Source organism: Agromyces intestinalis, assembly GCF_008365295.1.
In the GTDB taxonomy this organism is placed as follows: domain Bacteria; phylum Actinomycetota; class Actinomycetes; order Actinomycetales; family Microbacteriaceae; genus Agromyces; species Agromyces intestinalis.
The window spans coordinates 1,034,325-1,052,100 of the sequence record NZ_CP043505.1 but is presented as its reverse complement, the minus strand read 5'-3'; the positions used below and the strand labels follow the sequence as shown (position 1 = coordinate 1,052,100).

Sequence of the window (17,776 nt, the reverse complement as noted above, 5' to 3'; positions counted from 1 at the left end):
ATGTGACAGAGACGATGGATGCCTCGCAGCACGCGCCGCACGCGGCCGGCGACTGCCCCGAGTGCTTCGTCGAGCTGCAGCGCGACGGCGAGTGGTGGAAGGCACGCCCGGTGGGCTCGCGGTTCGTGGGGCTCGTGGTGGCGCGCGACGACATGCCCTCGGTGGTCGAGCAGCGCGACGACCTCGCCCGGTTCGGCGTGGCGATCCTCGACTTCCGGCACCCGGCGCCCGAGGCCCGCGAGACCTGGGGCCAGCGACTCGAACGACTGGTCGCCACGCTGAAGTCGGGCGACGTGCTCGTCGTCGCGAACCGGCACGCCCTCGGTCGCACCACCGAGGAGGAGACGCGCACGATCACCGCGCTGCGCGATCGCGGCATCGTGGTCAAGGTGTTGAGCCACGGCGCCCCGCACCTCGCCGACGCCGGGCGCTGAACGAGGTTCAGCCGGGCGGGTGCTCCGCCAGCCACGCGTCGAACGTGGTCGACGAGAGCTGCGCGTCGGGCCCGGGCAGCAGCTCGGGGCCGGTGAGCGTGGTGCCGAAGTAGCGGGCCGCGGGATCGGCGACCACGGGCCGGAGGTCTCGACGCCATGCCTGCACGCGGCGCACCAGGTCGACCATCGCGAACGCCTCGGGGCCGGCGATCTCGATCGTGCCGTCCACCGGGTCGCCCTGGCTGATGCGCGCGACGGCCGCCGCGACATCCGCCGCGGCCATCGGCTGCTGCCTGCCGGGCGGAACCCGCACCGCGCCGTCGATCGCGAGCGTGTCGACGATGTGCGCCACGAACTCGAAGAACTGCGTCGCACGCACGATCGTGAACGGCCGGCCCGACGCGCGGATGACCTGCTCCTGCGCGAACTTCGCGTGCAGGAACCCGCTCTCGGGCACCCGGTCGCAGCCGACGACCGAGAGGGCGACGTGGTGCGCGACGCCGGCCGACCGCTCGGCAGCGAGCAGGTTCTCGGTCGACCGGGCGAAGAACTCGCGCACCTCGTCGCCCGCGACCTGATCCGATGCCGGCCGCAGCACGTCGACGACCGCATCGGCACCCGAGACCGCCTCCACGAGTCCGGCACCGGTGAACGCGTCGACCCCCGTCGCGCGGGACGCTGCGACGGCCTCGTGCCCGGCATCGACGAGTGCGGGCACGATGCCCCGCCCGATCGTGCCCGTGGCTCCGACGACGACGATCCTCACGGCGGCCCTCCTCAGCGGTGTCCTCGGCAGCTCCGACCGGGCCGTGCCCGGTCGTGTGACGTCACACCGCCGGCCCCTGCCCGGTCGAAGCTGACGACGGAGTCGGCGGCCTCAGCCGCCGACGAACGAGGGAGGACACGATGGGCGCTGCGGACGGATTCACGATGGAGTACCCGGATGCCTCAGGGTATCCCGACGGCACCGGACTGCTCGACGAGGGCACGGCGGCGCTCGTCGCCGAGGTCGCGGTCGACGGGGTGCGCGAGGTCGACACCCCGTCGGCGGAGTCCGACGGCGAGGTCGCGGTGCGCCGCGACGACGGCCGGCGGGTGTACGCGGCCGTGCTCGACGGCGCCGAGATCGCCCACGTCGAGTACGCCGACGAGGGCGGCAGGCTCGTGGTGATCACGACGGTGGTCGAGCCCGAGTTCCGCGGGCGCGGCATCGCGATCGCGCTCATCGCCGATGCCCTCGACGACCTGCGCGAACGCGGCGAGCGCATCGCGGTTCGGTGCCCGGTGGTGGGCGCGTTCATGCGCTCGAACCCGCAGTACGCCGACCTGCTCGCGGAGTAGGGCCCGCCCGGCGCGGCGGGTTCACCCCTCGGCGACCTCGATCAGCACCTTGCCGACCGTGCCCGCCTCGACCGCGTCGTGCGCGTCGGCGGTGCGATCGAGCGGAAACCGGGTCAGCGGCAGGCCCGCGGCCTCGCCGACCTCGAGGGCGCCGTCGCCGACCGCCCGCGAGACGTCCTCGGCGGCTGCCGCCAGCGCCTCCGCGCCCACCGTGTAGAGCAGCAGGAACTGGTACCTCACGTTGAGGCTGAAGTGGTGGCGCACATCGAGCGTCATCTCGCCGCCGCCGTCGGTGGCGTACACCGCGATCGAGGCGTGGTTCGCGACGACCCGGGAGTTCAGTTCGGCGTTGCGGGCGGGGAACACCTCGACCACGAGGTCGATCCCGTCGGGCGCGACGGCGCGGATCGCGTGAGCCGCGTCATCCTGTCGGTAGTCCACGGCGTGGTGCGCGCCGGCGGCGGTCGCGAGCGCGGCCTTCTCTGGGGAGCTCGCCGTGGTGATCACGGTGGCGCCGGCCCAGCGGGCGAGCTGGATCGCGGCGTGGCCGACCGCGCCGGCTCCGCCGGCGACGAGCACCGTCCGACCGTCGAGCGCTCCCGGCGCGAGCCGCGTCGGTCCTCCCTCGTGCACGGTCAGCGCCCGGTGCGCGGTCATCGCCGGGACCCCGAGGGAGGCCCCGACCTCGAAGCCCGCGGCGTCGGGCAGCCGCACGACCCGCTCGGCCGGCAGCACCGTGAACTCCTGCGCCGTGCCCGTGGGCCGTTGGTGCGCGGCGAGGAACAACCACACCCGGTCGCCGGCCGACAGTGCCGTCACGCCGGCTCCGACCGCGTCGACGACGCCGGCGCCGTCCTGGTTCGGCACCACCTCGGGGAACGGCGTCGGTGTGCCGGGGCGCCCGCCCGCGCGCGCCTTCCAGTCGGTCGGGTTCACGCCCGACACGACGACGCGCACCCGCACCTCGCCCGGGCCGGGCTCCGGCAGGTCGCGCTCGACGAGGTCGAGCACCGACGACGGACCGGTCTGCGTGTACGCGATCGCTCTCATGCTCGGGCCTAACATCCGCGCGAACGCGGGTGTTCCCGTGGCATGAAACGCACGCGGAAGCCGAACGCGGTCGTCGTCCAGATGATGCCGCACCGCGCGCTGCCGACGAGTGAGACGCGGGCGATCGATCAGGCCGCCGAGCGGTCGGGCTGGAAGCCCGGATGGAGGTGGCGGAGACGGCCCGGTGACCTGCATCGGGGGCCGGATGTCACAGCCTCGCGCCGACCGGTGTCTCCATGCCGACGGGGCATCCGTCGACCGAACGAGGAGGAGACATGACCACCGACACCCGCATCCCGCCCGCCGAGGTCACCGGACTGTACGGCGCGGTCGTGAAGACGTTCGCCCGCAGGATGATGGGCAAGGTGCCCGACTCGCTCGGCGTGCTGTGGAACCATCCGGCCGTGATGAAGGACTCGATGGGCATCGGACGCAAGGTCGAGGGCTGGGGCGAGCTCGACGCGACCCTCGCCTCGTACGCCGCGATGGCGTCGGCGGCGACGATCGGCTGCAGCTTCTGCCTCGATCTGAACTACTTCATGGCGCACAACCACGGGCTCGACGAGGCGAAGGTGCGCGAGGTGCCGCGGTGGCGCGAGGCATCCGTCTTCACCCCGCTCGAGCGCAGCGTGATGGCGTATGCCGAGGCCGCGAGCCAGACCCCGCCCGCCGTCACCGACGAACTGTCGGCCGAACTGCTCGACGCGCTCGGCCCGGCCGCGCTCGTCGAGCTCGCCGCGCGCGTCGCGTTCATGAACATGAGCGCCCGCATGAACGTGGCGCTCGGCATCCATTCCGAGGAGTTCGCCGACGCGTGCGGGCTCGCGCCGCTCGCGCAGCGCACGACGGCGGTCGACGCCGTAGGCTCACCCGCATGACGCCCGACCCGTTCGTCACCCACCGCGGACTGCTCTTCACGGTCGCGTACGAGCTGCTCGGCTCGGCGGTCGACGCCGAGGACGTGCTGCAGGAGTCGTGGCTGCGGTGGGCGGCGGTCGACCAGACGCAGGTGCGCGAGCCGCGCCCCTACCTCGTGCGCATCGTGACCCGACAGGCGCTCAACCACCTGCGCTCAGTGGCCCGCCGGCGCGAGGAGTACGTCGGCGAGTGGCTGCCCGAGCCGGTGCTCACGAGCCCCGACGTCGCCGACGACGTCGAGCTCGCAGACAGCCTGTCGATCGCGATGCTCACGGTGCTCGAGACGCTCGGGCCGACCGAGCGGGCGGTCTTCGTGCTGCGCGAGGTGTTCGACGTGTCATACGACGAGATCGCCGACGCGGTCGGCAAATCGCCCGACGCGGTGCGGCAGATCGCCCACCGGGCGAGGTCGCATGTGGCGGCGCGCCGCCCTCGGGCCGGTGCCGTGGTGACGCGATCGGAGCACGCGCGGGCGGTCGACCGGCTGGTGCGCGCGGTCAACACCGGGGACCTGCAGGGGCTCATGGACGTGCTCGCTCCCGACGTCGTGTCGGTCGCCGACGGCGGCGGCAAGGTGCGCGGCGCCGCGCGTCGCCCGATCGTGGGCGCCGACCGCATCGCGCGCTACCTGGTCAACGGGCTGGCGAAGCTCGGCCGGACCTACCATGCGTCGGTGGCGTGGGTGAACGGCGGGCCCGGCATCCGCATGGAGGTCGACGGCGAGCTCGTCGGCGTGGTGAGCGTCGATGTTGAGGGCGAGCGCATCACCCGCATCTACTCGATCGCGAACCCCGAGAAGCTGGGTCGGCTCGACGAGGAGGCGGTGGTGTCGCGCTGACGGCCCGTCGGCGGTTCGCACCAGACTGGGCGCATGACCGACGCATCCGATGCATCCGAAGCCCCTTCCACCCGACGTGTCCGCCAATTGCGACTCGTCGTGTCGGTGCCCGAGGGCGAGGACTACGAGGCCGCGCTCGCCTTCTACCGCGACGTGCTCGGCATGCCGCCGCAGGAGGCGTACGACGGCGACGAGGGCGCGCGGGTCGTGATCCTCGACGCCGGGCGCGCCACGCTCGAGCTCTCGAACGCGGCGCAGGTGCGCTTCATCGATCGCGTCGAGGCCGAGGGGCGGCCGAGCGCCACGCTGAGGGTCGCCCTCGAGGTGGATGACTCGCGGGCCGCCACCTCGGATGCGATCTCAGGCGGCGCCGAGCTGATCGCCGAACCCCGCGAGACGCCCTGGCGCTCGGTCAACTCCCGGTTGGCGGCGCCCGCCGGGTTGCAGGTGACGCTCTTCCAGGAACTCGACGGCTGAGCCGTGTCGACCCCGTGACATCCGTCGCCGCGCGCGAGAGCCGCGGAGCACGAGATCAGATCGGCAGCGGCCGGTCGTCGACGATGGTCTTCATCACCAGCGTGGATGCGACGCGGCGCACGCCGGGCAGGGCAGAGAGCCGTTCGTCCCAGAGCCGCTGGTAAGCCGCGAGGTCGGGCACCGCGACGCGCAGCAGGTAGTCGGGGTCCCCGAACAGCCGCAGCGCCTGGATGACCTCGGGGATCTCGGCGACGGCGGCGTCGAACGCCGGAACGGTCGCCCGGTTCGCCTGCTCCATCGTGATGAACACGAGCGCGCCGAAGCCGAGCCCCACCGTCTCGGGGTCGATGACGGCGCGGTAGCCGGTGATCGCGCCCGACGCCTCGAGCGTGCGCAGACGGCGGTGCGTCGGCGACATGCTGAGTTGCACCCGCTCGGCGAGCTCGGTGAGGCTCAAACGGCCGTCCTGTTGCAGTTCGGCAAGGATCTTCCGGTCGATGGCATCCATGTGGTGGATTCTTCCATGATGGATGCCTCACGAAGCCGAACTTGGCAGCGGCTTCCGCCCGCATCTCCGTAGGTTTCTCGTGTGGATCCGCAACTGCTGTTCGCCTGCTGGGCGATGATGACGCTCATGGTGCTGCTGCCCGGCCCCGACTGGGCGTACCTCATCGCCGCCGGCACGACCGAGCGGGCCATCTTGCCCTCGCTCGCCGGCATCCTCGTCGGTTACCTCGCGGTGGTCGCTGCGGTGGCGGTCGGCGTCGGTGCCGCGGTCGCTGCGCTGCCCTGGGTGCTCGTCGTGCTGACGCTCAGTGCGGCGGCCTACCTGACCTACCTCGGCGTGCAGGTACTGCGGAAGCCGCCGGTCGTCGCGGTCGCGGCGGACGCCGGCGGCCACGGGGCATCCGTTCGCTTCTGGATGCGGCTCGCGCAGGGAGCCGGGGTCAGCGGCCTGAATCCGAAGGGGCTGCTCGTACTCGTGGTGCTGCTGCCGCAGTTCACAGACGCCTCGGGCGCCTGGCCGATGCCGGTGCAGCTCGCGGTGCTCGGCCTCATCTTCGTCGCGAGTTGCGCGCTCGTGTACTCGCTCGTCGGGCTCGGCGCGCGCACGGTGCTGCGGGTTCGGCCGTCGGCCATGCGCATCGTCTCGCGCGTGTCGGGCGCCGCGATGATCGTGCTGGCGGGCGCGCTCGTGATCGAGCAGGTGTCGCACCTCGCGACGACGTAGTCCGCCGGCCGGGCCCAGCCCCGCGCTCAGCCGATCTGCTCGGCGAGCGCGACGATGATGCCCGACGGTCCGCGCAGGTAGCAGAGCCGGTAGACGTTCTCGTAGTTCGCGACCTCGCGCAGCACCCGGCCGCCGAGCGGGCGCAGGCGGGCGAGCGTGTCGTCGAGGTCGTCGACGGCGAACATCACGCGATGCAGGCCGAGGGTGTTCGGGGGCGGAACCGCGGGCGAGGGGGCGGATGCCTCGGGCGCGAGGTACCTCGTCAGCTCGAGCCGCCCGTGCCCGTCGGGCGTGCGCATCATCGCGATCTCGCTGCGCACGCCGTCGAGTCCGACGGTCTGGTCGGCGAAGAGCCCCTCGATCACGGCGCGGCCCTCGAGCTCGAGGCCGAGTTCGGCGAAGAACGCGATCGCCGCGTCGAGGTCGTCGACGACGATCGCGACGTTGTCGAGTCGCACCACGGTCATGCGGCCGACCCTAGCCGCCCTCGTCTGCGGCGGCCAGCGACGTGAGTTCGGCCAGCCTCCGCTCGACCGCGGGCAGCAAGGCCGACGCCCGCATGACTCGTTCAGCCTGGCAGGCGGGCGGCGCCCACGGGACATCCGTACTGCTCGATCGGTGACATCCGGATCTGCCGGGCGCTGCCCGCCCTTCGTAACGTCGCAGGCATGGATGAGATGACGATTTCGCACGACCTTCCGACTCGAGCGGATGCCTCGAGCCCACGCCGCCGACGGCTCGGCCGGCTGGCGACGATCGGCGTCGCGGCGGTGCTCGCGCTCGTCGTGTGGGCGATCGCAGTGCCGGTCGCGGGCGTCGCCCTGACCGTCGGCACGGGTGCAGCGGCGCAGACCGTGACTCCGGCCTCGGTCGCGTTCGCGGTGCTCGTGCCCGGCTTCGCCGCGTGGGGCGTGCTCGCCCTGCTCGAGCGATTCGCCCGGCACGCGCGCCGCGTCTTCGCGATCATCGGCTGGTCGCTGCTCGCCCTGTCGCTGCTCGGCCCGGTGCTGACCGGAGCCGGCGGTGCGGTGCTCGCGGTGCTGCTCGTGATGCACGTGGTGACGGGCGCGACCCTGATGATCGGCCTGCCGCTCGCGGCGTGGCCCGGACGCGGTGTCGCGACGGGGCGCGAGTAGATTGACGAACGTCGGCCGGGGATGAGAGAGACGATGACGATGAGCGGTTCCGTGCACCACGCCGACCCGCCCCCGAGCCTGACCTGGCTCGCCTACCGGCCCGGCCCCTGGCTCGCGCTGATCGCAGCACCGCTGCTGCTCATCGCGCCGCTCGTGGCAGCGGTCGTCGCGGCCGATTGGGCGCGGGTCGCCTACGTGGCGCTGCTCGGCGCCGTGTTCGGCGCCGCGGTCGCCTGGCCGTTCGGACCGCGCGGCGCGTCGCGCGGCCGGTCGAGCCACCGGCCCGGCGCGGCGACCGAGCTCGCGTTCGTCGCGCTGCTGCTGCTCTGCGTCGGATACCTCGTGCTCTGGCACACCGGCCAGGCGCTGCTGTTCCCGCTGCTCGCGGTCGCCGCTTCGATCGCGATCCGCCGACGGTGGGCGATGGGCGTGGTCGGGTCGATCGCGGTCACCGGCACGTTCGCCGTCGGGTTCGATACGGGCTCGCTGGCGGCGGCGGTGCTGGTCGGGTTCGCCGCGTTCGCCGGCGGTGCCGGCAACTACCTGGTGCAGTACTACGTCGCGCTGACCCGCGAGCTCGACCGCACACGCGAGCGCCTCGCCGTCGCCGCGGTCGCCGAGGAGCGGTTGCGGTTCTCGCGCGACCTGCACGACCTGCTCGGGCACTCGCTCTCGATCATCGCGGTGAAGTCGGAGGCGGCACGGCGGCTCATGCCCGTCGACGCCGAGGCGGCCGCGACGCACGTCGCCGAGGTCGAGGAGATCGCCCGCGACGCGCTCGGCGAGGTGCGATCGGTCGTCGCCGGCTCGCGATCGGTTCGACTGACCGAGCAGCTCGCGAACGCGCGGAACGTTCTCGAGGGCGCGGGAATCGCGACGTCGATCACCGCACCCGATCGGCAGCTGCCGATCACCGTGGATGCGACGCTCGGCTGGGTGGTGCGCGAGGCCGCGACGAACGTGGTGCGCCACTCGTCGGCCGGTCGCTGCACCATCGCGGTCGCGGCGACCGATCACGATGCGCGCGTCGAAGTGACCGACGACGGTCGCGGAACGGCCGCGGCTGTCGGAGAGGCCGGCACCGGACTCGCGGGCCTGCGCGAACGCGTCGAGGCCGCCGGCGGCGAGTTCACGGTCGGGTCGTCGCCGTCGGGATTCCGGGTGACGGCCGTGCTCCCGCTGGGTGAGGTAGCGCGGGGTGAGGCGAACCGATGACGGACCCGACCACCATCCTCATCGCCGAGGACCAGCGCATGATGCGCTCGGCGCTCACGACCCTGCTCGACCTCGAGCCCGATCTCAGGGTGGTCGGCGGGGTGGCGCGCGGCGACGAGGTCGTCGCGGCGGCCGAGCGCCTGCGACCCGATGTGGTGCTGCTCGACATCGAACTGCCGGGGCGCAGCGGCCTCGACGTGATCGCGGTGCTGCGCGCGGCGGTGCCGACGTGCGACGTCATCGTGGTGACGACGTTCGGCCGGCCCGGCTACCTGGCCCGTGCGCTCGGCGCCGGTGCGCGCGCGTTCCTCGTGAAGGACGACCCGGTCGGGCACCTCGCCGACGCCATCCGCCGGGTGCGGGCGGGCGAGCGGGTCGTCGACCCGAAACTCGCGGCCGAGGCGCTCGGCGCGAGCGACAGCCCGCTCACCGATCGCGAGGCCGACGTGCTGCGCGCGTCGGCCGACGGCGCGACGGTGCTCGACATCGCCGCCGCCCTCTCGTTGTCGTCGAGCACGGTGCGCAACTACCTCTCGAGCGCGATCGGCAAACTCGGCGCCCGCAATCGCATTGAGGCGCTCATCGCAGCGCGCGAGCAGGGGTGGCTCTAGGCCTCTTCAGCGGTCACGCGGAAGCGGCCGCGCAGGAACGGCAGTGCGGGCGCGCGATACACGAGCGAAGACGGATGCTGCGCTTCGAGCGCGAACTCGGCCGCACCGAACCGCCAGACCCGGTTGAAGAGGTACACGCTGATCGTCACGGTCTCGTCGGTCGGCACCTGCCAGGTGCCGACGCCCCACTGGGTCGGCTGACCTCGCCCCTCGATGACGAGCGTCGGGCGCACGCCCCAGTAGAGTGCGAACCAGGGCTTGTGCAGCGTCAGTTCGATGCGGCGCGTCGTCGTCGCGCTGGGGCTGGTCATCCGGCGAGTCTAGGCGGTGGCGGTGTGGCATCCGAAGCCGTGGCATCCGCGCATCGCTACGCTGGCCGCATGTCTGGCGACCTACCGCCGCAGCACGGCGTGGTCGCGCGCGTGCTGCACTGGCTGACCGTGCTCGCCCTGCTGGCCCAGTACCTGGTCGGGTACGCGATGACCGGAGCCGAGGGTGTGCTCGAGCCGTGGATCGAGGCGGCGTACGACGGCGACGAGGATCTGCTGCTGCCGGTGCACGTCGCGATCGGATGCAGCATCCTGGTGCTCACCACGGTGCGGTTCGCGTGGCGGCGCATCGTCACGCTGCCGCCGTGGCCCGCGACCCTGTCCGCGACCGGGCGACGGTTCGCGTCGATCACCGAGCGCGCGCTCTACGTGCTGCTGTTCGTCACGCCCGCGAGCGGGCTCGCGCTCATCCTGCTGTCGGGCGAGGACTGGGAGGTCGGCGACGACGTCGAATGGATGTCACCCCTCGACGTCATCGACGACGACCTGCTGGTCGTGGTGCACGTGACCGCTCAGATCCTGCTGCTCGTCACCATCGCGCTGCACGTGGGGTTCGTGCTCAAGCACCAGCTCGTGGATCGGGATCGGTTCCTGCGCCGGATGGTGTGAGGGCGGGCCGACGCGAGTTCTCGACAACCGGCCGTGCCGCACGGCGAACCGCCGTCAGCCGCCGGAACGGGATGCTCGCGGCCGCGACGAGCACGACCATCAGCGTGAGGTCGAGCACCGCGAGCCAGGCGCCGCGCGGCGTGCCGAGCGCGAGGGCCGCGGGGCGGAACATCGACCCCGTGAACGCGCCCGCGAGGCAGATCGCGACGACGGCGACGCCGCACACGACCCGGGCCCACGTCGGCCGGCCGCCGCCGAAGGCGTAGCCGCCGGCGACGGCGGTGAGCGCCACGAGCACGGCGCCGCCTCCGAGTCCCTCGGTCAGGAGTCCGACCAGCGCGCCGGGCAGCAGCAACGGTGCGACGGCGAACGCGAGCGGCGCGACGGCGCACCAGCGGAGCATCCGTCGCTCGCGGGCCGTGGCATCTGCGCCGACCGTCGTCGCCCAGCCGACCGCCGCACCGACGACCAGCCCGGGCAGCAGCACTCCGAGGAAGGTGCCCCAGCTGAACTGCGACATCGGTCCGCTCAGCTCGGCCATCCACGCTCGCAGCGCGCACGCCCACGCGACACCCCCGACGGCGCCCAGTGCGGTGCGCGCGACCCGGGTGCCGAGCGAAAGGCGGCTCATGCGGGCGCGACCTCGGCGCGCCGAAGGTTCGGTGTCGCGTCGGATGCCGCGGCCCTCGCCCAGCGGAGCATCCCCCAGCCCAGCCAGACGAACAGCAGCATCCAGACCGAGAGCGTGATGCGACCGATCACGATGCCGGCGAAGAGCAGGGGCAGGTTCGGCACGAACACGTAGACGCCGATGGCGAGCACCGACCAGCGTGCCGGACCGGTCAGCACGCGTGCGCGAGCGGCCGCCACGCCGAGCAGGATCATGCCGATGGCGTTCACCACCGAGCAGAGCCCGTACCCCGCGTCGATCCACGCGGTCTCGTCGCCGGGGTAGGGCAGGCCGGTGCCCGAGATCGCGACGATCTCCCACACCGCGAGCACGGTCATCGCACCGACCGCGAGCGTGGCGCCGGTCGCCGCGAGCCGCCCGCGCCCGGCGAGGCCGGCCCGCCAGAACGCCCAGATCGCGAACGCGATCACGAGGTGGTGTGCGAGGAACACCCACTGGTTGATCGCGAAGACCTCGGGCGCGAGGGGGAAGTTGAAGACGTCGGGCGGCGCGGCGGGCGGCACCACCAGCAGCGCGATGCCCGAGGCGGCTCCCACGATGCCGCCGACGATGGCGGCCCAGCCGCCGGCTCTCGCGATGGTTCGTCTGCTCATCTCGCGCTCCTTCGTCGCAGCGGTCGGCGTATTCCGCGCCGTCTCGCCTCGACGCTAGGCTTGGCGCTGCCCGCGCGGTATCCGCGGGACCACGCAATCCGGGGGAGGAATGCGTACCGGCTCGCACGCGACGTCGTCGGATGCCACCGCCGAGGCGCGGAGGCTGCTCGATCTCGCCCGCCGCGAGGCGCACTCGGGTTCGATCGCCGCGGCCTGGGAGGCGTGCCGCGAGGCCGCCGTGATCGGCCGCCGCAGCGGCGATGCGGTGATCGTCGCGACCGCCGCCACCCTCCTCGCCGATCGCGAGTTGCTCGAGTGGCGTTCGGTGCCCGAACGCCAGTCGCTCTGCGTCGAGGCGCTGCGGATGCTCGGGCCCGACCGCGGTGACGGCGATGATGCCGACACCGCGCGGCGGACGCTGCGGGAACGGGTCGTCGCCCAGCTCGACGCGTTGTCGGTATCGTGGGCCGAGCGCATCGTCGTACCACTCGAACGGATGTCCGCCGAGGAGGCTGCGGGTCGGTTCGCGTCGCTGCGCGCAGCATCGGCGCGCGCGAGCGGGCCGGATGCCGCGTCGACGAGGTTGGCGCTCGCCGGCGAGGCCGTCGCGATCGGGCGCGCCGGTGACGACGACGACATCGTCGCGTGGGGTCGGCTGTGGCGGCTCGACGCCCTCGTTCAGCTCGGCCGCCGCCTCGAGTTCAATGCGGCGCTGGGGGAGTTCAGCGGACTCGTCGAACGCCTCGCCTCACCGGTGTGGCTCTGGCGACTCGCCAACGTGCACGCCTGCCTCGCGCTGCTCGAGGATCGGCTCGACGACGTGCCCGCGGCCGTCGAGGCGGCCGGCGCCGCAGGGGTCGACGCGGGAGTCGCCGATGCCTACTTCTACGACCTGATCCTGCGGGCGAGCGTCGCGCAACGCACCGGTGAGGGACTCGCCGAGGCCGAGGCCGAGGTGCGCGCCGCGATCGTCGACGGCCCGCTCTTCGCGCTCGGGTGGCGGGCGCAACTGCTCCTCGACCTCGGTCGCACCGACGAGGCGGTCGCGATCTGGCGCACGCTCGCGCCGAACATCGACCGGATGCCTCCCGAGTCCGATGAGCTGCTCGTCGCATCGATCGGCCACGCGCGCCTCGCGATCGCCGCCGACGACCATGAGGGTGCGGCGCGGGTACTCGAGGTACTGCGCCCGTACGCCGACCTGCACGTCGCCGGCCCAGCGACGACGCCCTACGGTGGGCCGGTTTCGCTGTCGCTCGCCGGGCTCGCGCGACTGCTCGGCGACGAGGAGGCCGCGGTGCACTGGGCTTCGGATGCGGTTGCTCGGGCCGAGGCGTTCGGTGCGCCCTGGTATGCGGCGACGGCGCGGGGCCTGCTTCGCGAGCTCCGGCGCGTTCCGGATGTCTCGGAGTCGTCGCCGCTCGGGTCGCCGGCGTCGCTCGCGCCACTCTCGCCGCGTGAGACCGAGGTCGCCAGGCACATCGCCGACGGAGCATCCAACCGGGCGATCGCCGACGCGCTCTACCTGTCGGAGCGCACCGTGGAGCAGCACGTGCGCAGCATCCTCCGCAAGCTCGAGCTGCCGAATCGCGCCGCAGTGGCGGCATGGGTGACGCGCGCGGGAGGATGAGCGTGGTGCCGGCGGACACGAGCCCTACCGAGCCCGGCAGCGACGAGGATGGGCACATGGTCGAGATCTCGGACGACGACTTCGATCGCCTGGTCGGCGGCCGGGTCTGGGCGAGCAGCAGCGCCGGAACCAGGCCGAGCGACGCGCCCGCAGCACCTCGGTCAGGTCAGTGCGTGCCGTCGGTGGTCGGGTCATCCGACTGGTGCTTCGCCTCAGCCTCGCGCGCCCGCTTCCTCGCCTGACTTCGCTCGTAGCTCGCGCGCATCTCGGCTTGCCGTTCCGGCGTCTCGGCGCGCGCGTACCGCTCGGCATCTCGTCGTTCTCGGAGAAGCCGCTGGGACTCGCGGAGTTGTTCGAGCTCGTTTTCGAGGCTGCGCCGACGGCTGTCCGAACTGCTCAGGAACTCCGCGACATCCCGCTTCACGCCGAGTGAGTTCTCGACCCTGGTGATGTCCTGCTCGAGCTGGATCGCCTCGACCGCCGCCTCGGACGATCGCGCGGCGCGCTCCGCGTCATCCGCAGTGCCGCGTGCGAGCCAAGCGGTGTAGGCGGCGAAGAGCGTCGCCGCCAGCGCGGCGCTCGAGCTGATCGCGGTGCCGACGGTCTCGCCGCCGACCACCATCAGCGTCCCGACGATGGTCGCGACGAGCAGGATGATCACCACCCACAGGCGGCGGGTCGTTCTCATGTCGGTTCCCTTCCCAGGCGCGCTGCGGCGTGCCCACCGCGTTCGATGGGGCTATTCTGCTGGCAGCCGGGCTCGCGGGCGAGGATTGCGGCGGATCGGCACCGCAGCTGCGCGTTCGCGATGAAGACGCCAGCGACGAGCACGATGCCGCCGATCGTCTCCCACAGGTTCGGGATCTGCCCGAGCAGCAGGGCCGCCGAGACCATCGCGACCACGGGCGCGAGCAGCACCCACGGCACGACCGACGCCGAGCGGTTGCGCGCGAGCAGCGCGTTGAAGATCGTGTAGCCGACAAGGGTGCACAGGCCCGCCGTGTACAGCGTCGACAAGATCGGCCGCCAGCCGAACGCCGCGATGCCGGCGACGATCGCATCGGGTCCATCGATGAGCGCCGACAGGCCGAGCGCCGGCAGCGGCACGATGAGCGACGACCACACCGTCAGCGACAGCGCGCCGAGCCGCTTCGCCGGCGCGATGGGGCCGGCGTGGCGAGAGATGACGTTGCCGATCGCCCATGACAGCGCGGCGAGCAGGCACAGCACCACCGCGATCGCGGGGGCGTCGCCGCCACGGCCGAGCGCGACGACACCGAGACCGGCCGTGCCGACGAGCACGCCGATCGTCTGCATGCGGGTGGGGCGCTCGCGCAGGGCGAGCGCCGCGACCACGATCGTCAGCACGACCTGCGCCTGCAGCAGCAGCGCCGCGATGCCGGGTTGCAGCCCGAGCGCGATCGACGTGTAGAGCAGCCCGAACTGACCGAGGCTCATGAAGAGTCCGACGCCGACGACGGTCTTCCAGCTCGCGAGCGGACGCGGCACGACGGTCGCTGCGAGCGCGACGACGGCGAAGCGAACGGCGAGGAAGAACAGCGGCGGGATGTCTCGCATGCCCCAGTCGATGACGACGAAGTTGAAGCCCCACATCGTCGCCACGGCAGCGGCCAGCAGCATGTCGCGTCTTGTCATGGGTTCACTTCACCGCGAAGCATCCGGAAACACCAGCGACCATTTCTCTGCCTGAATCAGTAGAATCGCTGCATAATCGCGAGGCTCCTGATCGGCATCACCCCGCGATCGCCGCGGCGACCTGTTTCGCGCGGATCGGCATGCGCTCGACGAAGCGCGCCACGACCTCGGTCTGGAGGTGCGACGGCAATGCCGTCGCGAACGTGGCGACGAGCGTCGGCAGGGCATCCGCCACGGCGCTCGCCCAGTCAGTGATCAGCGATCGCTCGAGACCCGCCTCCCGAGCGACGGCTTCCCACTCGAACCAGGATTGCTGCCCTGCCTGGTAGTCGGCGGCGATCCGCATGGACAGGTTCGTGTCGAGGAATGCGGCCGCGGTCTGCTTGGGGGTGTTCTCGATACGGCCCGCGTAGGGGATGAAGCTGCTCACGTCGTACAACGGCGTCAAGGCTGCGCCGTCGGGGCGGATGAACACCGAGTAGTTCTTCGCATGGGCGTCGGTGTTGAGCACCATCCACGAGAACACGAGCGCCTGTACGAACGTCTGCTTGGACGAAGCCGTGCGCTCTTCGGGGACGTGCTCATCCAACAGGCGCAGCACAGTGCGATAGGTCGGGCCGCCGCGGTTCTCGTACTTCTGCAGCCGGGTGACGCCGACTGCCTGCGCGAGGTCTTCCTGGTGAAGCCGGACGATCGTCTGGCTGCCATCCGGCAGCGCGACCCGGTCGAAGCGCTCGACGACGAGGGTGTGCTCACCGTCGAACTGACCCAGGTCCACGGCGGCAGCCGAGATGCCGATGACTCCGGCGATCGTCATCGTGAGGTACTCGATGAGCTCGCCGTCGCGCTGGCCTCTCACCCGCGGCTTCATGATGTGCGTGGTCGGGTGATTCCCGGTCGGCTCGTACCAGCCGTTCCCCGTGTTCCCGAGCGAGAACTTCCCCTGAGCGCCGCCGAGAGAGAAATGACCGGTATCCCGCACCGGATCCTGCCAGCTCGTGTCGTCCTCTCGGATCGCCCGGATTCTGGCGGCGATCTCGCTGTCGCTGATCGGTGCTGCGGTGCTGTTCGCGTTCGGGTCCGTTCCCGGAGTTGCGAACTGGATCGCACCGGCCACATCGGCGCCGTAGTTCTGCAGCAGCCCGAACGGCTCCGCCGTGGCCAGACCGGCCTGCAGCGCCCAGCGCTCTCGCACATCGGCGTTGTCGGGCAACAGGTTGTCGAGGAACGACGTGAGTTTCGGCCCGGTGATCGGTGCAGGGGTGAGCGGGAGGGACAGACTCACCGGCATGCGGGCCTCGTCGTCGAGCCATTCGTCGCGGTAGGTCAGCCTGTACTGCTGTGGGGCGAGCAACTCGAGATGACCGATATGCGCGCCATAGAGATAGACGTCAAGGCTGGGCATCGGGGTTCTCCTGCGCTGCGTCTCGTGCTTCGAGGAGGCGCCGCGCCGATTCGATGAGGAGCCACGAAGAGGAAGGGGCGGGGTCGTTGCCGGGCGTCGTCGACTGGGCAGACTGGGCGAGCGCACTCAAGACCTCTGTCGGGAGGATCGTCTTCACGCCCACGTCAATGCCCAGCGACGGCTGCGAGGTGCGCGGTGGGCGGATCTCGAGATTCAGCCCGAGCGCGTCGAGCACGGCGAACAGCCTCGAGGTGCTGACCTCGTGCTTGCCGTTCTCGACCCGGGAGACCCATTGCCTCGTGCCGCCGACACGGTCTGCCAGCTCGGTCTGCGACAGCTTGAGTCGAGTCCGTCGGCGACGGATGAGATCGCCGAGGTCGCCGAGGTCGCGGACCAGCATGTCACCTCCAGAGTGGAACATCCGTGTTCCATCGGTTGGCTGTGGAACGGATCTCTTCCATTCTAGACGAGATTCGCTGAGATGGAACAAATGTGTTCCATCCCGTTGGCATGGAACATCACTCTTCCCTCAATCCATCCGTACACGCCAGCGATCACTTCTGCATCCGAATCGGTAGCATCGCTGCATGATCGATCTCGAAGCCGTGATCGCGCTCCGCGCGGTGGCCACGAACGGAAGCGTCGCGGCCGCGGCCGACGCGCTCGGCTTCACGCCGTCGGCGGTGTCGCAGCAGATCAAGCGACTCGAGCGCGGCACGCGCGTCGCGCTGCTCGAGCGCGCCGGTCGCGGAGTGGTGCTGACGGATGCCGGGCGGCACCTCGTGACGTCGTCGGCGACGGTGCTCGCCGATCTCGAGCGCATCGAGGCCGATCTGCACCTGGCCGGGGGCGGCGCAGACGGCAGCAGCGCCGAGCGGCGGGTCACCGGCGAGGTGCGTCTCGGCGCGTTCTCGACGGCGGTGCGAGGCATCCTCGTCGACGTGCTGCCGCGCCTGCGTGCCCAGCACCCCGAGCTGCGAGTGCCGTTGCGCGAGAGCGAGCCGTGGGAGACGATCGCGCTCGTCGCATCGGGCCAGCGTGACCTCGGCATCGTGCACCGCTGGGGAGGAGTCGCCCTCGCGATGCCCGAGCACCTCGTCGAGACCCCGCTGTTCACGGATGTCGCGGACGTGATCCTGCGGCGCGACCACCCGCTTGCCGGGCGTGTTTCGCTGTCGCCGGCCGACCTCGCCGCCGAGGAGTGGATCGCGACGTTCGACTCGACGATCTGCCGGCAGTGGCTGCGGCGACTCTTCGATGGGGTCTCGAACGCCCCGCGCATCGTGCACGAGTCGATGGAGTTCGAGAACCACCTCGAACTCGTGCGGGCCGGGCTCGGGGTAGCGCTGGTGCCGCGGATGGGGCGGCCGGCGTTGTCTCCCGATCTCGTGGCGGTGCCGACCGAGCAGCCCGCGTCGACGCGGGATGTGTCGGCGGTGCACCGCCGGAGTCAGGCGGATTCGCCGGCGTTGCAGGCGGTGCTGGATGCGATTCGTGTCGTGGCGGTGGGTCGCGCCGCGGGCTGAGGCTCGCCGCCGGCTGCTGGCCGACGCGCATGATTAACCGCTTGACCAAGTCGATTCGGCCGGTTATGGTTCTGGATAACCGCTTA

Annotated in this window: 23 protein-coding genes; 12 read left to right on the top strand and 11 right to left on the bottom strand. The window is 71.6% G+C overall.

Annotation, left to right across the window (positions count from 1 at the left end; genetic code table 11):
* Nucleotides 1–2 precede the first annotated feature (2 nt).
* The gene (locus tag FLP10_RS04920) at nucleotides 3–434 is read left to right on the top strand and encodes a recombinase family protein (protein WP_246150204.1); all 432 of its coding nucleotides are present in this window, start codon (nucleotides 3–5) and stop codon (nucleotides 432–434) included.
* A gap of 7 nt (nucleotides 435–441) precedes the next feature.
* Here FLP10_RS04920 and FLP10_RS04915 read toward each other — a convergent pair whose 3' ends face one another.
* Nucleotides 442–1,200 (bottom strand): SDR family oxidoreductase, encoded by a 759-nt coding sequence (locus FLP10_RS04915; RefSeq protein WP_149159859.1) that lies wholly within the window; start codon nucleotides 1,198–1,200, stop codon nucleotides 442–444.
* Between the two features lie 140 nt (nucleotides 1,201–1,340).
* Between FLP10_RS04915 and FLP10_RS04910 the strand changes: the two genes are divergently transcribed.
* Nucleotides 1,341–1,775, top strand: a complete 435-nt coding sequence (locus tag FLP10_RS04910) for a GNAT family N-acetyltransferase (RefSeq protein WP_149159858.1) — start codon at nucleotides 1,341–1,343, stop codon at nucleotides 1,773–1,775.
* A gap of 21 nt (nucleotides 1,776–1,796) precedes the next feature.
* On the opposite strand, the gene FLP10_RS04905 is transcribed toward FLP10_RS04910, so the two are convergent.
* Nucleotides 1,797–2,825: an NADPH:quinone reductase gene (locus tag FLP10_RS04905; protein WP_149159857.1), complete on the bottom strand. Its 1,029-nt coding sequence runs from the start codon at nucleotides 2,823–2,825 to the stop codon at nucleotides 1,797–1,799.
* A gap of 275 nt (nucleotides 2,826–3,100) precedes the next feature.
* On the opposite strand from FLP10_RS04905, the gene FLP10_RS04900 reads away from it, so the two are divergent.
* From FLP10_RS04900 to FLP10_RS04890, 3 genes are read left to right on the top strand one after another with little or no spacing between them, the layout of a single operon-like run.
* A complete protein-coding gene (locus FLP10_RS04900) occupies nucleotides 3,101–3,703 on the top strand; it encodes a carboxymuconolactone decarboxylase family protein (RefSeq protein WP_149159856.1) in 603 nt (200 codons plus the stop codon).
* The gene (locus FLP10_RS04895) at nucleotides 3,700–4,581 is read left to right on the top strand and encodes an RNA polymerase sigma-70 factor (RefSeq protein ID WP_149159855.1); all 882 of its coding nucleotides are present in this window, start codon (nucleotides 3,700–3,702) and stop codon (nucleotides 4,579–4,581) included. Before FLP10_RS04900 ends, FLP10_RS04895 begins: the two co-directional genes overlap by 4 nt.
* 33 nt (nucleotides 4,582–4,614) lie before the next feature.
* Nucleotides 4,615–5,058 (top strand): VOC family protein, encoded by a 444-nt coding sequence (locus FLP10_RS04890; RefSeq protein WP_149159854.1) that lies wholly within the window; start codon nucleotides 4,615–4,617, stop codon nucleotides 5,056–5,058.
* Nucleotides 5,059–5,113: 55 nt separating this feature from the next.
* Here the strand turns inward: FLP10_RS04890 and FLP10_RS04885 are convergent, their stop codons facing one another.
* Entirely contained in the window at nucleotides 5,114–5,566 is a 453-nt protein-coding gene (locus FLP10_RS04885) for an Lrp/AsnC family transcriptional regulator (RefSeq protein WP_149159853.1), read from the bottom strand.
* An 81-nt stretch (nucleotides 5,567–5,647) separates the two neighbouring features.
* Between FLP10_RS04885 and FLP10_RS04880 the strand changes: the two genes are divergently transcribed.
* Complete coding sequence (locus FLP10_RS04880; protein WP_210418476.1) at nucleotides 5,648–6,289, top strand: LysE family translocator; 642 nt, start codon at nucleotides 5,648–5,650, stop codon at nucleotides 6,287–6,289.
* A gap of 26 nt (nucleotides 6,290–6,315) precedes the next feature.
* On the opposite strand, the gene FLP10_RS04875 is transcribed toward FLP10_RS04880, so the two are convergent.
* The gene (locus tag FLP10_RS04875; RefSeq protein WP_149159852.1) at nucleotides 6,316–6,756 is read right to left on the bottom strand and encodes a VOC family protein; all 441 of its coding nucleotides are present in this window, start codon (nucleotides 6,754–6,756) and stop codon (nucleotides 6,316–6,318) included.
* Between the two features lie 201 nt (nucleotides 6,757–6,957).
* On the opposite strand from FLP10_RS04875, the gene FLP10_RS04870 reads away from it, so the two are divergent.
* From FLP10_RS04870 to FLP10_RS04860, 3 genes are read left to right on the top strand one after another with little or no spacing between them, the layout of a single operon-like run.
* A complete protein-coding gene (locus tag FLP10_RS04870; protein ID WP_149159851.1) occupies nucleotides 6,958–7,425 on the top strand; it encodes a DUF6069 family protein in 468 nt (155 codons plus the stop codon).
* A gap of 39 nt (nucleotides 7,426–7,464) precedes the next feature.
* On the top strand, nucleotides 7,465–8,640 hold the full coding sequence (locus FLP10_RS04865; RefSeq protein ID WP_168209104.1) for a sensor histidine kinase: 1,176 nt from the start codon (nucleotides 7,465–7,467) through the stop codon (nucleotides 8,638–8,640).
* On the top strand, nucleotides 8,637–9,251 hold the full coding sequence (locus FLP10_RS04860) for a response regulator transcription factor (protein WP_149159849.1): 615 nt from the start codon (nucleotides 8,637–8,639) through the stop codon (nucleotides 9,249–9,251). Before FLP10_RS04865 ends, FLP10_RS04860 begins: the two co-directional genes overlap by 4 nt.
* Here FLP10_RS04860 and FLP10_RS04855 read toward each other — a convergent pair.
* Nucleotides 9,248–9,562 carry a hypothetical protein gene (locus tag FLP10_RS04855; RefSeq protein ID WP_149159848.1) on the bottom strand — a complete coding sequence of 105 codons (315 nt, stop codon included), beginning with the start codon at nucleotides 9,560–9,562 and terminating at the stop codon, nucleotides 9,248–9,250. The two genes, FLP10_RS04860 and FLP10_RS04855, sit on opposite strands and share 4 nt — an antisense overlap.
* Before the next feature lie 69 nt (nucleotides 9,563–9,631).
* On the opposite strand from FLP10_RS04855, the gene FLP10_RS04850 reads away from it, so the two are divergent.
* Nucleotides 9,632–10,189 (top strand): cytochrome b, encoded by a 558-nt coding sequence (locus tag FLP10_RS04850; protein ID WP_149159847.1) that lies wholly within the window; start codon nucleotides 9,632–9,634, stop codon nucleotides 10,187–10,189.
* Here the strand turns inward: FLP10_RS04850 and FLP10_RS04845 are convergent.
* Nucleotides 10,140–10,820, bottom strand: a complete 681-nt coding sequence (locus FLP10_RS04845; protein WP_149159846.1) for a hypothetical protein — start codon at nucleotides 10,818–10,820, stop codon at nucleotides 10,140–10,142. The genes FLP10_RS04850 and FLP10_RS04845 overlap by 50 nt on opposite strands.
* Nucleotides 10,817–11,473 (bottom strand): hypothetical protein, encoded by a 657-nt coding sequence (locus FLP10_RS04840; RefSeq protein ID WP_149159845.1) that lies wholly within the window; start codon nucleotides 11,471–11,473, stop codon nucleotides 10,817–10,819. Before FLP10_RS04840 ends, FLP10_RS04845 begins: the two co-directional genes overlap by 4 nt.
* A gap of 109 nt (nucleotides 11,474–11,582) precedes the next feature.
* On the opposite strand from FLP10_RS04840, the gene FLP10_RS17370 reads away from it, so the two are divergent.
* A complete protein-coding gene (locus FLP10_RS17370; RefSeq protein ID WP_168209103.1) occupies nucleotides 11,583–13,103 on the top strand; it encodes a LuxR C-terminal-related transcriptional regulator in 1,521 nt (506 codons plus the stop codon).
* Nucleotides 13,104–13,269: 166 nt separating this feature from the next.
* Here FLP10_RS17370 and FLP10_RS04830 read toward each other — a convergent pair whose 3' ends face one another.
* The 4 genes from FLP10_RS04830 to FLP10_RS04815 form a co-directional block, all read right to left on the bottom strand.
* Nucleotides 13,270–13,791 (bottom strand): hypothetical protein, encoded by a 522-nt coding sequence (locus tag FLP10_RS04830; protein ID WP_149159844.1) that lies wholly within the window; start codon nucleotides 13,789–13,791, stop codon nucleotides 13,270–13,272.
* Complete coding sequence (locus FLP10_RS04825; RefSeq protein WP_149159843.1) at nucleotides 13,788–14,759, bottom strand: EamA family transporter; 972 nt, start codon at nucleotides 14,757–14,759, stop codon at nucleotides 13,788–13,790. Before FLP10_RS04825 ends, FLP10_RS04830 begins: the two co-directional genes overlap by 4 nt.
* Nucleotides 14,760–14,856: 97 nt before the next feature.
* Nucleotides 14,857–16,164 carry a type II toxin-antitoxin system HipA family toxin gene (locus FLP10_RS04820; protein ID WP_149159842.1) on the bottom strand — a complete coding sequence of 436 codons (1,308 nt, stop codon included), beginning with the start codon at nucleotides 16,162–16,164 and terminating at the stop codon, nucleotides 14,857–14,859.
* The gene (locus FLP10_RS04815) at nucleotides 16,151–16,564 is read right to left on the bottom strand and encodes a helix-turn-helix transcriptional regulator (protein WP_168209102.1); all 414 of its coding nucleotides are present in this window, start codon (nucleotides 16,562–16,564) and stop codon (nucleotides 16,151–16,153) included. Before FLP10_RS04815 ends, FLP10_RS04820 begins: the two co-directional genes overlap by 14 nt.
* Nucleotides 16,565–16,751: 187 nt before the next feature.
* Between FLP10_RS04815 and FLP10_RS04810 the strand changes: the two genes are divergently transcribed.
* Nucleotides 16,752–17,690: a LysR family transcriptional regulator gene (locus FLP10_RS04810; protein ID WP_149159840.1), complete on the top strand. Its 939-nt coding sequence runs from the start codon at nucleotides 16,752–16,754 to the stop codon at nucleotides 17,688–17,690.
* Nucleotides 17,691–17,776: the final 86 nt, after the last annotated feature.

Bases quoted from the DNA above. Each gene is read 5' to 3' on its own strand.
- FLP10_RS04885 (WP_149159853.1), bottom strand. From the start codon at position 5,566: ATGGATGCCATCGACCGGAAGATCCTTGCCGAACTGCAACAGGACGGC.
- FLP10_RS04890 (WP_149159854.1), top strand. From the start codon at position 4,615: ATGACCGACGCATCCGATGCATCCGAAGCCCCTTCCACCCGACGTGTC.
- FLP10_RS04810 (WP_149159840.1), top strand. From the start codon at position 16,752: ATGATCGATCTCGAAGCCGTGATCGCGCTCCGCGCGGTGGCCACGAAC.
- FLP10_RS04820 (WP_149159842.1), bottom strand. From the start codon at position 16,164: ATGCCCAGCCTTGACGTCTATCTCTATGGCGCGCATATCGGTCATCTC.
- FLP10_RS04845 (WP_149159846.1), bottom strand. From the start codon at position 10,820: ATGAGCCGCCTTTCGCTCGGCACCCGGGTCGCGCGCACCGCACTGGGC.
- FLP10_RS17370 (WP_168209103.1), top strand. From the start codon at position 11,583: ATGCGTACCGGCTCGCACGCGACGTCGTCGGATGCCACCGCCGAGGCG.
- FLP10_RS04815 (WP_168209102.1), bottom strand. From the start codon at position 16,564: ATGCTGGTCCGCGACCTCGGCGACCTCGGCGATCTCATCCGTCGCCGA.
- FLP10_RS04895 (WP_149159855.1), top strand. From the start codon at position 3,700: ATGACGCCCGACCCGTTCGTCACCCACCGCGGACTGCTCTTCACGGTC.
- FLP10_RS04870 (WP_149159851.1), top strand. From the start codon at position 6,958: ATGGATGAGATGACGATTTCGCACGACCTTCCGACTCGAGCGGATGCC.
- FLP10_RS04850 (WP_149159847.1), top strand. From the start codon at position 9,632: ATGTCTGGCGACCTACCGCCGCAGCACGGCGTGGTCGCGCGCGTGCTG.
- FLP10_RS04860 (WP_149159849.1), top strand. From the start codon at position 8,637: ATGACGGACCCGACCACCATCCTCATCGCCGAGGACCAGCGCATGATG.
- FLP10_RS04855 (WP_149159848.1), bottom strand. From the start codon at position 9,562: ATGACCAGCCCCAGCGCGACGACGACGCGCCGCATCGAACTGACGCTG.
- FLP10_RS04830 (WP_149159844.1), bottom strand. From the start codon at position 13,791: ATGAGAACGACCCGCCGCCTGTGGGTGGTGATCATCCTGCTCGTCGCG.
- FLP10_RS04905 (WP_149159857.1), bottom strand. From the start codon at position 2,825: ATGAGAGCGATCGCGTACACGCAGACCGGTCCGTCGTCGGTGCTCGAC.
- FLP10_RS04865 (WP_168209104.1), top strand. From the start codon at position 7,465: ATGAGCGGTTCCGTGCACCACGCCGACCCGCCCCCGAGCCTGACCTGG.
- FLP10_RS04910 (WP_149159858.1), top strand. From the start codon at position 1,341: ATGGGCGCTGCGGACGGATTCACGATGGAGTACCCGGATGCCTCAGGG.
- FLP10_RS04840 (WP_149159845.1), bottom strand. From the start codon at position 11,473: ATGAGCAGACGAACCATCGCGAGAGCCGGCGGCTGGGCCGCCATCGTC.
- FLP10_RS04900 (WP_149159856.1), top strand. From the start codon at position 3,101: ATGACCACCGACACCCGCATCCCGCCCGCCGAGGTCACCGGACTGTAC.
- FLP10_RS04825 (WP_149159843.1), bottom strand. From the start codon at position 14,759: ATGACAAGACGCGACATGCTGCTGGCCGCTGCCGTGGCGACGATGTGG.
- FLP10_RS04875 (WP_149159852.1), bottom strand. From the start codon at position 6,756: ATGACCGTGGTGCGACTCGACAACGTCGCGATCGTCGTCGACGACCTC.